Here is a 12,379-nt window from a genome sequence, read left to right as displayed (position 1 = left end):
GGCCCGCGAATGCATGAAACTCCACGGGCACTGCGGCAATCACCGGGCAACGTCGCCTAGGTTGAAACCTGTGTGGGGCATTTTCCGGAGGCAGAACGCCAAGAACAACGACGAAGCAACCGTCGACGTCTCGGCGGAGCGCGATCGCAAGGAGGCGAGCGCGACTGAACCCATTCTCGAACGCGAGCAGCGCGAGCGAGAACTCGAGGACGGCGTCGCGGTTGGTGATCGCCCGACCGAGTGGATTAATCAGGCGCGCGCCACCCGGGCGACCAAGCCTGCCGACGAGACGCCCGAGCCGACCGACACCACCGCGTTTGCGCCGATGCCGACGCTGCCGGCGGTCGAGGTAGAGGAGCGGGAAGCAGAAGCGAGCTCCGAAGCGCCGGCCGACAGCGAGTTTGCCGCACCCGAGACGTCACCCGTCGCGGCGCAGCCGGTCAACATCGGCGACACGCACGTGCGCTGGCGCGAAGAAATTGCCGAGCTCGGCGGCACCTCGCCGCTGCGCAACTTCGCGGCTCGCCGGGGCACCTACATCGACCTGACGACGGCGCACCCCTCGGGCATCGCGACGCTGCTTGCGCGGCGCCCCGTCATGCTCTCGAGTCTCGTGCGCGAGCCGATCGCTTTCCGCACCGCCCTCGAGGCAGCGGGTCTCGTCGCGCGTCGCGGCGCCGAGCTCGAGGCGGGGCGCGGGCTGAGCTGCGTGCAACTCGCGATCGGGTTTGCGAGCTGGCTTTCGAGCGACGGGGAGCTCCACGCCCCGATCTTCCTGCGCACCGCGACCCTGCGTCGCCTCGGCCGCGACTATGAGATTCGCCTGCGGGGCAAGCTGCAGCCGAACATCGCGCTGCTGCGTGCGCTATTCGACGACGGCGTGACCGTGCGCGCGAGCGAGTTGCAGACCCGGCTCGGCGACTCGGGCTCGCTGTTCCCCGACGCCGCGTTCGAGTACGTGCGTGAGGCCGGGGCGAACCTGCCGAAGTTCGAGATTGACTCGATGGCGGCGCTCTCGACCTTTGCCGACTTCTCGGGCGCCATGCTCGACGACGCCAAGCAACTGCGGCACCCAGTGCTCGACGCGCTTGCGGGCGACCGGGATGCGCGGGCGCGGCTCGCGCGGCCGATCAGCGCCGAGACGTCGATCGACCCCGACCGCCGCGACCCAGCATCCGACCGGCTGCTGCTCGACGCCGACACCGAGCAGGAGCGCGTCGTCGACGCGATCCTCGGCGGCTCGAGCTTCGTCGTCGAGACCCTGCCCGGCACCGGTGTCACTCAGACTGTCGTCAACGCGATCGGCCACCTCGTCGACCGCGACCGTCGCGTGCTCGTCGTGACGCCTCGCATCGCCTCGATTCGGGCCATCCGCGCGCGGCTCAAGCACGTGGGGCTCGAGGGCCTCGCGGTGACGTCGCGTACGCTGCGCCGCGACGTCATCGCCGCGATCTCGCGCAACGAGCGTGCCGATCGCCCGAACACCGCCGACCTTGACGACGCGCTCGTGCGCCTGCGTCGCGTGCTCGCCGACTACCGCAGCGCGCTGACGACCGACCACCCCGAGTTCGGGGTGTCGCCGCTCGACGCGCTCGAGGAACTCAGCCGTCTCGAACTGCGCGATGTGCCGCCGTCGACGACCGCGCGCCTCGGCCACGAGCAGCTCGTCGCGCTGCGCGAGCCCGCGAAGCGCGCCGGCGTCGCCGAGCAGATGCGCGACCTCGCCGAGCTGGGGGAATTCCGCTTCTCGCACGACGAGTCGCCCTGGTACGGGCTCGGCTTCCAGAGCACCGACGAGGTCGAGCACGTGCACTCGACCGCCGTTCGCCTCGCCGACGGCCGCACGAGCGAGCTGCTGCGCTCGGGCGAGAAACTCATCGAGCAGACGAACCTCCGCGCCCCCGAGACCTTTGCTGAGCTCGGCATCTACCTGCGGCTGCTCGCAGACATTCGCGAGACGCTCGACCGCTTCACGCCCGAGATCTTCGACGCCGACCTTTCTGAGCTCATCGAGGCGACCGGCCCGCGCCGCGAAGGCAGCGACATGTCGGCCTCCCGCCGCCGCGAACTGCGCAACTACTCGCGCGAGTTCGTGCGCCCCGGCGTCACCGTGAACGAGCTGCACGAGTCGCTCAAGTACGTGCAGCGCCAGCGCATCATGTGGCACCGCTACGTGCGCGACGCCGCGCAGCCGAACGTGCCGACCGGCATCGACCGCATGCGTTCGGAGTGGCGCGACGTGAATGCGCTCGTGCAGATCGTCGACGCGCCCCTCGGCGACGCCGGCAAGACGACGCTCGCCGAAACGAAGCTCGACGAGCTCGAGGAGCGCCTGCAGCAGTTCGCCGCAAAGTCAGAGGTGCTCGACAACGCCGTGGATCGGCTCGCCCTCAACGAGCAGCTGCGTGGCCAGGGCCTCGGCGAACTGCTCGACGACCTCGGTGAGCGCCACCTCGAGCCCCACGAGGTCGAGGACGAGCTCGAACTCGCCTGGTGGCAGTCGGTGCTCGAGGAGCAGCTCGCGAACGAGAAGGCGCTGCTCAACGCGAACACGCGCGTGCTGACGCGACTCGAGAGCGACTTCCGGGTCGTCGACGAGGCGCACACCGCATCCAGCGCCGACCAGCTCGCCTGGCAGCTCGCGCAGGCGTGGAAGGTCGCGCTCGTCGACCGCGCCGAGGAGGCGGACTCGCTGCGAGAGCTGCTGCGCACGCCCGGCCTGACCTCGCGCCAGCTCGTGGACCAGGCGGCGGGCCTCTCGCGCTCGGTGTCGCAGGTGTGGATCACGACGCCCTACGACGTGCCCCGCATCGACCCGCGCGCGAAGTTCGACGCCGTGCTGCTCGTCGATGCCGCGGCCGTGCAGACCTCCGAGGTCGTCGGCGCGATCCGTCGCGGCACGCAGGTGATCGCCTTCGGCGACCCGGTGACGCAGTACCCGACCCCGTTCAGCGTGGCCGTGCTGCCGCCGAGCGAGCCGCAGCCGGGCGTGAACCGCAGCGAGGCCGAGGTCGAGGCGAGCATCGACGACACCGCACACGCGCAGCTCGCGAAGCTCCTGCCAACCATCTCGCTGACCCGGTCCTACCGGGCAGGCGGTGAAGACCTCACTGAGCTCGTCAACGAGCGCTTCTACGGCGGCCGGCTGCACTCGATGCCCTGGGCCGGCGCGTTCCTCGGGCACTCCTCGCTCACCTACTCGTATGTGCCCGGCGGCACGGGCCTGCCCGACCGCCGCACCGGCACCGTCGAGGCGACCGACGCCGAGGTGACGCGCGTCGTTGAGCTCGTGCTCGACCACGCCATCCACCGCCCGCGCGAGTCGCTCATGATTGTGAGCGCGTCGGCGGCGCACGCCGAACGCGTCGAGCAGGCGATCTGGTCGGCGGTCTCGCAGCGCAGCGACCTCGCCGAGTTCTTCACGAAGCCGCGCAACGAGCCGTTCACCGTCGCGACCATCGAGGCCTCGGTGGCGCAGGCGCGCGACCGCGTCATCTTCTCGCTCGGCTACGGCGTGACGCCGCACGGCCGCGTGCTCTCGGACTTCGGCGTGCTCGGCAGCCCCCTCGGCGAGCGCGCGCTCGCCGTCACGATGACACGCGCGCGTCGCTCGCTCGTCATCGTGACCTGCGTGCGCCCCGACCAGTTCGAGGTGTCACGCCTGACCCGCGGCACCGTCGGCCTCGCCGAGATCCTCACCGAGCTCGGTGAGCGCACCGAGCAGCCCGGCGGTTCCGACCCCGACGGCAGCGGCGACGCGCCGATGCTCGTCGACCTCGCGCGCCGCCTCGCGTCGTTCGGGATGCGCGTCGAACTCGGCTTCCGCGGCGAAATTCCGCTCGCGGCGTCGTACGGCAACCGGGCCATTGTCATCGACATGGATGTGGCGGCCGGCGAGTCGGCGCCGACCACGACGCTGCGCGAGTCGCTGCGCTTGCGCCCCGAGCTGCTGAAGCGCCTCGGCTGGTACTACCTGCGCGTGCGCGCATTCGAGCTGTTCGCGAACCCCGAGGCCGTGGCCCGGCGCATCGCGATCGCACTTGACGTGCCGATCCCCGACGAGGATGCGGCCGATCTGCCCGAGCTCACGCGCGGCAAGCCGCAGCTGCCTCGAGCGGAGGCGGAGTGACGCGCAAGCATCGGCGGGTGATCACCGAGCCACCCGCTGGCAGCGATCCGCAGCCGGCCGACACCTATCGCGAGCTCGCGGGCGAAGACCGCCCCGAGCAGTGGGGGGATGCGCCGCGCAAGGCGGAAGACTCCGCCAACGATGACCGGCTGCGCGACAACGTGCCGCCACACAACGTGAACGTTTAGGTGTCGATGAGCACGCGTCACCCCGAGCGCGACGACGAAGAACGTGAACTCGTCGCCGCCGAGACCGGGCAGATTCCACTTGATGAGATCGCCGCCGCCGCGAAGCAGGCCGACCGCATCCCGCGCGAGATCTGGATTCTCATCGGCGCGACGTTCTTCGTGGCCGTGGGCTTCGCGCTCGTCGTGCCCGTGCTGCCGCAGTATGCCGAGAGCTTCGGGGTCGGCGCGTTCCTCGTCTCGGTGGTGGTGAGCGCGTTTGCGTTCATGCGCTTCATCACGGCGCCCGTCGGTGGCATCCTTGTCGACCGCTTTGGCGAGCGGCCGATGTACATCGCCGGCCTGCTCATCGTCGCCGGCTCGAGCTTCGCCTCCGCCTTCGCGAGCAGCTATGTCGAACTGCTCATCTTCCGCGGGCTCGGCGGCATCGGCTCGGCGCTCTTTACCCTCTCGGCGTCGGCGATGGTCGTGAAGTTCTCGCCCCCGCGCATCCGCGGTCGCGTCACGTCGCTGTGGTCGGGCACCTTTCTCATCGGCAACATCTCGGGGCCGATCTTCGGCGGGATCCTCGGTCAGGCCGGTATGAGCGTGCCATTCTTTGTGTATGGCTGCGCGCTCGTCGTCGCTGCGGTGATCGTCGCCGTGCTGCTGCGCGGCGGCCGGTCGCGCGCGAGCGCTGGCGCGGTGAAGTTGCCGCCGATGACGTTCGCCGAGGCGTTGGCGATTCCGGCCTATCGCACCTCGCTGCTGTTTGGCTTTGCGAATGGCTGGGCGAACCTCGGCATGCGGGCGGCGGTAATTCCGCTGTTCGTGAGCCAGGTCGTCAATGACGAGCCGTATGCCGCGGGCCTCGTGGTTGCCGCAGCGGCGATCGGCATGGTGCTTATCCTGCAGTGGTCAGGCCGCGCGAGCGACCACCGTGGTCGTCGACCGCTTATTCTCGCCGGGCTCGTCGTGTCGTCGGCCGCGATGGTCGCCATGGTGTGGTCGCACGAACTTTGGGTGGTGCTGCTGGTCAGCTTCGTCGCCGGCATCGGCAGCGGGCTCTGCGGGCCGGTGTCGCAGGCCGCGGTCGGCGACATCATCGGGCCGAACCGCTCGGGCGGGCGGGCGCTGTCGCTGTTCCAGATGCTGCAGGACCTCGGGCAGATCGCGGGGCCGATGATCGCTGGCCTGCTCATCGACTTCGTGAGCTATGAACTTGCCTTTGTCGTCGCGGCGGTCGTGCTGTTGCTGCCTGGGATCGCCTGGGCATTCACGCGCGACACCTTGCCCGGACATGAAACTGGGCCCGGCCAACGGCCGAGCCCAGTGCGGTAAGCAGTGACTACTGCTGACGGGTTGCGAGCAGGTCGCGGATCTCGACGAGCAGGTCGGTCTCGGTCGCCACGGCCTCTTCCTCTTCTGGGCGGTGGCCGTGCTTGCGGATGTACATGGCTTCGTTCAACTTGTTCATCGGCTGGACGATGACGAAGTAGACGACGAGCGCGATGAGCAGGAAGTTGATGACGGCGGCGATGACCTGGCCGACGCCGAAGGCGACGGGGCCAACCTGCCACACGGCGCTGGCGAGCTGGTCAGCGTTGAACATTGCGGCGATGAGCGGGTTGAAGATGCCCTCAACGAGCGCGTTGACGATCGCAGTGAATGCAGTGCCGATGATGACCGCGACGGCAAGTTCGACGACATTGCCCCGCATGATGAATTCTTTGAAGCCTTGCATGGCTCCTCCTTGTGAGTCGGAAATATCGTGATGTCCGGCTACCGGGGAGAGGGCGCACCCGCCGAGTTTGCGGCCGGGCGCAATCATCGCAGCAGCGGTCTGAGCATAACCCTGCGCTGAATAAACAAGTGCGACACGCCGCACAGTTCATCGGAATTTGGGTCGCTGGCTAGCTGGAATTGGCGCGTGTATCGAGATACATCGATGGGGTCACGATGCCCGCCACGCGCACGTCGTGGGGCTCGCTGGGCAGTCGTTCGAACACCTCGTCGTCGTGCACGACCGCGATGAGGCGGGCCCGTTGCTCGGGCTCGAGCACGGCGAGGGCCCGGTCGTAGTAGCCGCCGCCCCAGCCGAGGCGCGTGCCGCTTCGGTCGGCCGCGGCCGCGGGCAGCAGCAGGAGTTCGGCGGTGTCGAGGCCGGATGCGAGGGCTGGGCCGAGCGGTTCGGGCACGCGCAGCCGCGGATGCTCGGTGAGCTCGCCCGTGTCGATGCACCACTCGAGGGTGGTTTCGGAGGAGGCGCGGGGGAGGAGCACCCGCACGCCGTGCTCGCGCGCCCAGGTGAGGAAGGCCCCGGTAGGCGGCTCGAGGGTCGTCGACGCGAAGCAGGCGACCACGCGGGTGTCGAACATGCGGGTGAGGCCCCGCAGTTGCTCGGCGAGGTTGCTGGCGAGGGCCGCGGTGGCGGTCTCGCCGCGCATCCGCCGCATGCCGCGCACCGTTGCGCGGAGCTCGTACTTGCTTGCCATGAGATAACGCTAGCGGTCAATGCGGATGGTTAGGATGCACGGTATGACGTTTGAGGTGAACAAGGCGGTCATCCCCGCAGCTGGTCTCGGCACCCGATTCTTGCCGGCAACGAAGGCGATGCCGAAGGAGATGCTTCCGGTCGTCGACCGGCCCGCGATCCAGTATGTGGTCGAGGAGGCCGTTGAGGCGGGCCTGACCGACATTCTCATGGTGACGGGGCGCAACAAGACGCCGCTCGAGAATCACTTCGACCGCGTGCTTGAGCTCGAGTCGGCGCTCGAGGAGCGCGGCGACCAGCACAAGCTCGAGGCCGTGCGCCAGGCGAGCAACCTCGCCGATGTGCACTACCTGCGCCAGGGCAGCCCGCTTGGCCTCGGCCACGCCGTGTACCGTGCCCACCAGCACGTCGGCGACGAGTCGTTTGCCGTGCTGCTTGGTGACGACATCATTGCCGAGGGCGGTCAGCTGTTGCGCGAGATGGTGCGCGTGCACCGCGAGACCGGCGCGAGCGTTGTTGCGGTGCAGGAGGTGCCGCAGGAGCAGGTGTCGTCGTATGGCGTCGTCGCCCCGCAGCTCGTCGACGGCGAGTTCAAGAGCGCCGGCGACTTCGAGTGGCCGACCTACTGGGTCAACTCGCTCGTCGAGAAGCCCGCCGTTGAGGATGCCCCGTCGAACTTCGCGGTGATTGGTCGCTACGTGCTCCGCCCAGAGGCGTTCGAGATTCTCGAGAACACTCCTCCCGGGCGCGGCGGCGAGATTCAGCTCACCGACGCCCTCGTCGAGATGGCCGCGAACCGTGAGGAAACCGGCGGTGTCGTAGCCCTCGTCTACGGTGGCCGCCGCTTCGACACCGGCAACAAGTTCGAGTACCTCAAGGCGAACGTCGAGCTCGCGATCGCGAACGCTGAGCACGGCCCCGCGGTGCGCGAGTGGATTCAGCAGTACGCGCAGCAGCTCGCGCAGCAGACGAAGAACGGGAACTAGTCATGTTCGCCGGGGTGGAGCATCCCGCGCTGAACGACGGCGAGCTCACGCTGCGCCCGCTTCGCACCCGCGATGCGCGGGAGCTCGAACGTGTGTTGCTCGAGAACCGGCCGTGGCTGCAGCCCTGGGAAGCAACGCTGCCGGGTGGCTCCGGTAATTGGAACGTGCGGGGCGCGGTGCGCTCGCTGCTCGAGCAGTCGGCGCAACGCGTTGCGGTGCCGTGGGTACTCGAGGCTGAAGGGCAGTTGGTAGGCCAGCTGACGATGTCGAACATCCAGTGGGGCGCCGTGCTGCAGGGCACGATTGGGTACTGGGTCTCGCAGAGCGTTGCGGGTCGCGGGTTCACGCCGAGCGCCGTGGCGATGGCCACCGACTACGGCTTTCGCGCGTTGGGCCTGCACCGGGTCGAGATCTGCATTCGTCCCGAGAATGGTCCGTCGCTGCGGGTCGTCGAGAAACTGGGGTTTCGATACGAGGGGCGCCGCGACCGATACATCCACATCGATGGTGACTGGCGCGACCACTACTGCTTCGGGCTCGTGCGCGATGAGGTGCCGCAGGGAGTGCTGGCGCGCTGGCGGGCGGGCCAGGTCGACGAGCGGGTCGCGGTGCGGCCCGAAACGGGACCGCTCGCGTAGTTCGGGCGGCGGCCCTGCGCGAGATTTCCGGCTCGATGCCGAGCTACGGGGCAGCGCACTGGTTGATGCTGGCATTGCTCGTCGTCCTCGTGGCCGTATGCGTGCCGCTGGCCCGACGCATCCGCGGTACTGAGCGCGAGGCGCGCGTGTATCGCAGGTGTGGGTGGGTGCTGCTCGCCTGGTCGATCGGGTGGTGGGGCTGGGGGGGTGCTGCCCGAGAACTGGAACCCGGGGGAGTCGCTGCCGCTGCACTACTCGGATGCGCTGCGGCTCATTGCCGCTTTGGCACTGATCACGCGGCGGAGGTTGTGGCTTGCGCTGCTGTTCTTCTGGGGTCTCACGCTGAACCTGCAGGCAGTCGTGACCCCGTCGCTGAACTACTACGTGTCGGCCCCGGCGGAGTTTGTCGATTACTGGAGCTTTCATCTGCTCGTGCAGCTCGCGGCGATCGTGATCGTTTGGGGCTATGGGTATCGACCCACGTGGCGCGAGTACTGGTGGGCCTTCGGCTCGGCGGTGGTGTGGGCGGTCGTCGCGGGGGTCGGGAATGTGGTTTCAGGAGGCAACTATGGGTTCCTCGCGCACAAGCCGGCGACCGCATCCGCCCTGAACGTGATGCCGGAGTGGCCCTGGTACGTGCNCGATCGTGCTGCTGCTCGTCGGGGGTGTGTGGGCGCTGATGACGTGGCCGTTCGCCCGCGGGCGCGGGAAACTGCGAAATACCTGGGAAACCACATACGTCACACCAGACACTCCCAGAACAATCCGCCGCAACGATCGGGCGGCCCCCTAGCGTGGTCGCATGCAGGAATTCGGAGGGGCAAGCAGTCTCGCGCTCGCGTTGATCGCGCTGCTTGCCGTCGGATTTTACGTGCCGACGTGGGTGCGCGAGCACAACGCTCGGGCGACCGAACGAAATGCGGTGCGACTGCAGCAGACGATTCGCGCGCTCGCGCAGACTGCCGCTCACCCCGAGGTCTACGAGCTCGAGGCGAACGCCCGCGAGGTACGCACGCAGCGCCGCGAGCTGAAGCGGGCGCGTCAGCTCGAGGCCGACGCGGTGCGCGAGCAGGCGCGCGCGGAGGCGGCAGAACGAGAGGCATCCGCCCGGCTAGAACTGGCCGAGGCGCGGGCAAGCAAGCAAGAACGAGAGGCGGCGGAGGCGGAGATGGCAGACGCAATTGCACGACGTGAGGCCGCTGCTCGGGCGCGGGCGGCAGCGGCTCGCGCGGCGCAGCGTGAGGCAGAGATTCGCGGCACGTGCGAAACTGCGCAGGAGCGCTGGGCCGGCGGCTCGTCGGGCTCGGAGCGCGCGGTCGAGCGCAAGATTACGGGGCAGGTGCCCCGGCTCGCCGGCTCGCGCGAGGCGGCGAAGCGTCGCCAGCGCGGTCGCCTCACAGCAACCGGCGTGGGCGCGTCTGGTCTGCTGCTTGCCGTGATTGGCCTGGTCGTCGGTCTCAGTGGGCTCGGTATTTCGCTGCTGGTGTTCGGCGTCACGGCGGCGGTTGGCGCTGCCTGGATGCTTTCTCGCATTAATTCGGTGTGGCTCGCGCAGCAGGACGAAGTCGTCGTGGCCGCACCTGAGGCGCAGGAGATCGCCGAGCAACTTGAGGAGATCGCGGAGGCGCAGCCGAAGCAGCGCGACCTCATCTTCTTCGATGTCGAGACGCGCACGGACGCTGCGCCGGCTCCCGCGAACTCGTGGACGCCCGTGCCGCTGCCGAAGCCGCTCTATCTTGGCCGGGCGACGTCAGCCGAGCTTGGCAGGCCCCAGGGCGGCCCCGACGGTGGGCCCGATGGCCCAGGCAGCAAGCGTGATCAGATGGATGCTGATCTCGCGCAGCTCCTGCGTGAGGAGTCGGACCGCTCGACGCAGGCCCTGCGTGACGCGCACCGCGACGTTGCGAGCCTGCCGAATGGCGTGCAGCGCATCCGCCCGATTACCGTCGGCAGTGCGAGCGAGTGGAGCCACATGGGCGACGTCGACGCGATCGTTGAAGATGCAGGCGTCGGCGACTACGACGACTTGGATGCCGTGCTTCGTCGCCGTCGCGCGGGTTAGTCAGTAGGATGAGCGGTTGACGGTTGTCGTTCGTGGCGACCGGCAACTCCCATAATCAGCAACAAGGTTGGCAGGCACTCGATGGCGCGACGCGAAGGTCCGGATCCGTTCGACCAGACCAGCGGTGATCCGGTGCAGGTTGAGTCGGGTCTGTTCACTTCCCAGGGCCGTGACCGTGGGCGCACCGGGGCGTCGAATGCCCGTGCGGCCACCGGTGGTCTGGGCGCGCGTTGGCGGAGTTCTTCGCAGCAGCGCCGCGTCAACCTCGTCACGCTGCTCGTCGTCGTGCTCGTTGTTGTGATTGTGCTGCCGATGCTCATCTCGTTTGTCGGTGCGAACCGGCGAGAGGCGCTCGCCGCGGCGGATGCCGCTGGCGTGCAGCCCGTGAACGTGGTCGTCATTGACGCCGATGTGCAGGCGGCGGCAGATTCGTCGAGCCCCGTGCTCGGTGCCTACGCGATGTCGTCGGCATTCGTTTCCAACGAGACGAGCGACGAGATGCAGAAGCGCATCGAGGCCGTATCGTCGTCGGTGATCGACAACAATGCTAGCGAGACGCAGTCGCTTTCGGATGACTCGATTTCGTACTTCACGGGCACCTATGCGCCCGAGCTCGTGTCGATGGTGCCCGAGCACAAGGCCAATTGGTCGGCGATGAACTGGGACACCTCGACCGAGATCGACACGGCCGCCGAGCAAGTCAACACGGCACTCGGTGGAGGGCAACTCGACCAGATCGCGAATGCGGTGATTCAGTTGGCGACTGCGCTGGGTGACGCTCGCGACGAGCACTACGCGAACCGTGTGACCTATGTGGCTCCCTCGCCGAAGGCGACGCAGGATCCCACCCCGAGCACAACGCCCGAGGAGACGGAAGAGCCANAGGCCCCCGAAGAGACCGAGGAGCCCGCCGAGACCGGCGGCATCGGTGGAGGTGGCAGCGACCCGGAGCCCACGTCGGACCCGGTTGACCCGGAGCCCAATCCGACCAGTGACGACACCGGTAACGGCGCCGGCAACGGCCTGGGCAACGGTTAAGACTGACTGCTCGTCCGTCGAATCGCCCGAGTCTCCAAGGGGCGCAGGACTATTGGGCGGGGTTTAGTAGGCCAACATTCCCATATTGTTCGTGCCTCGCCCGCGCGGCGCGAGCCTCTTGGCGTTGGTGTCAGTTCGCCCGGGCGCGTGGGTGGCCGCCATCGATTTCGCGCTGTCGCGAAACGGATGGTAACGTTGACTCTTGTTGTAAGGGCCTATGGCGCAGTTGGTAGCGCGTCTCGTTCGCAATGAGAANTTCGAATCCCCTTAGGTCCACGTAAGTTGAGAAAATCGAAACCTGCCCCGTCTGATGGCGGGGCAGTTTCGTGTTCGGGCCGGGATCGTCTGCGGTGCTGCCGCTGCCGGACGCGAAGACGCTGGCGGCAGGCTCTCCGAGTGTTATGGGCAGTGGTTGACGGGCAGGCTCATGGCCGTTTCGCCACCGTCAAGACCACCACCGAGTCTTCGACTGCTTCCAGCCCGTGCGGGGCATCGGGTATGAACATCAGGTCGCCCGGGGAGCCGTTCCAGCTGGCGTCGTGACCAGTGAGGGTCACTCGTCCGTGGAGTACCTGCACGGTTGCTTCGCCTGGGTTCTCATGCTCGTGAAGCTCGGAGCCGGCACGCAGAGCGATCATCGTTTGTCGGAGGATATGTTCGTGGCCGCCGTAAATGGTATGGCCACTGCGCCCGCTTGACGCGTTTCTGGCGATCTCCAGTTGGTGGCGCATCAACGCTGGTAGGGATACTTTTTGCACGGAGCCTCTTCCGTTCGGGATGGACTGTCGGTAGCCGCCTCGTCGGACTATCCGGCCCAGCAGTGTGGACTGCTATCCATGATCTCAGCACGTCGAGGGGTTACACGCAT

General features: G+C 68.0%; 9 protein-coding genes, 1 tRNA gene and 1 pseudogene. 8 read left to right on the top strand and 3 right to left on the bottom strand.

Annotation, left to right across the window (positions count from 1 at the left end; all coding sequences use genetic code 11):
- The first annotated feature begins 70 nt into the window (after nucleotides 1-70).
- From ID132_RS03410 to ID132_RS03400, 3 genes are read left to right on the top strand one after another with little or no spacing between them, the layout of a single operon-like run.
- A complete protein-coding gene (locus ID132_RS03410; protein ID WP_193127858.1) occupies nucleotides 71-4,129 on the top strand; it encodes an AAA family ATPase in 4,059 nt (1,352 codons plus the stop codon).
- Nucleotides 4,126-4,317: a hypothetical protein gene (locus ID132_RS03405; protein WP_193127857.1), complete on the top strand. Its 192-nt coding sequence runs from the start codon at nucleotides 4,126-4,128 to the stop codon at nucleotides 4,315-4,317. Before ID132_RS03410 ends, ID132_RS03405 begins: the two co-directional genes overlap by 4 nt.
- Nucleotides 4,318-4,323: 6 nt before the next feature.
- Nucleotides 4,324-5,634 (top strand): MFS transporter, encoded by a 1,311-nt coding sequence (locus ID132_RS03400; RefSeq protein ID WP_193127856.1) that lies wholly within the window; start codon nucleotides 4,324-4,326, stop codon nucleotides 5,632-5,634.
- Between the two features lie 7 nt (nucleotides 5,635-5,641).
- Here the strand turns inward: ID132_RS03400 and mscL are convergent, their stop codons facing one another.
- Nucleotides 5,642-6,037: a large conductance mechanosensitive channel protein MscL gene (gene mscL / locus ID132_RS03395; protein ID WP_125106412.1), complete on the bottom strand. Its 396-nt coding sequence runs from the start codon at nucleotides 6,035-6,037 to the stop codon at nucleotides 5,642-5,644.
- 169 nt (nucleotides 6,038-6,206) lie between these two features.
- Nucleotides 6,207-6,788: a 5-formyltetrahydrofolate cyclo-ligase gene (locus ID132_RS03390; RefSeq protein ID WP_193127855.1), complete on the bottom strand. Its 582-nt coding sequence runs from the start codon at nucleotides 6,786-6,788 to the stop codon at nucleotides 6,207-6,209.
- Nucleotides 6,789-6,831: 43 nt separating this feature from the next.
- On the opposite strand from ID132_RS03390, the gene galU reads away from it, so the two are divergent.
- The 5 genes and pseudogenes from galU (at nucleotide 6,832) to ID132_RS03360 (ending at nucleotide 11,787) form a co-directional block, all read left to right on the top strand.
- Complete coding sequence (galU, locus tag ID132_RS03385) at nucleotides 6,832-7,773, top strand: UTP--glucose-1-phosphate uridylyltransferase GalU (protein ID WP_193127854.1); 942 nt, start codon at nucleotides 6,832-6,834, stop codon at nucleotides 7,771-7,773.
- 2 nt (nucleotides 7,774-7,775) lie between these two features.
- Nucleotides 7,776-8,411: a GNAT family N-acetyltransferase gene (locus tag ID132_RS03380; protein WP_125106408.1), complete on the top strand. Its 636-nt coding sequence runs from the start codon at nucleotides 7,776-7,778 to the stop codon at nucleotides 8,409-8,411.
- A 159-nt stretch (nucleotides 8,412-8,570) separates the two neighbouring features.
- Nucleotides 8,571-9,050: pseudogene (locus ID132_RS15100) on the top strand (TMEM164-related integral membrane acyltransferase); the annotation flags it as partial.
- Between the two features lie 163 nt (nucleotides 9,051-9,213).
- Nucleotides 9,214-10,473 carry a hypothetical protein gene (locus tag ID132_RS03370; RefSeq protein ID WP_235988275.1) on the top strand — a complete coding sequence of 420 codons (1,260 nt, stop codon included), beginning with the start codon at nucleotides 9,214-9,216 and terminating at the stop codon, nucleotides 10,471-10,473.
- A gap of 1,249 nt (nucleotides 10,474-11,722) precedes the next feature.
- Nucleotides 11,723-11,787, top strand: a tRNA-Ala gene (locus tag ID132_RS03360).
- 149 nt (nucleotides 11,788-11,936) lie between these two features.
- On the opposite strand, the gene ID132_RS03355 is transcribed toward ID132_RS03360, so the two are convergent.
- Nucleotides 11,937-12,269 carry a cupin domain-containing protein gene (locus tag ID132_RS03355; protein WP_125106404.1) on the bottom strand — a complete coding sequence of 111 codons (333 nt, stop codon included), beginning with the start codon at nucleotides 12,267-12,269 and terminating at the stop codon, nucleotides 11,937-11,939.
- Nucleotides 12,270-12,379 lie beyond the last annotated feature (110 nt).

The sequence above is a fragment of the Gulosibacter sediminis genome (assembly GCF_014904065.1).
Taxonomy (GTDB): domain Bacteria; phylum Actinomycetota; class Actinomycetes; order Actinomycetales; family Microbacteriaceae; genus Gulosibacter; species Gulosibacter sediminis.
Note: the sequence above shows the minus strand (reverse complement) of the source record. Positions and strands in the feature narration are given on the sequence as shown.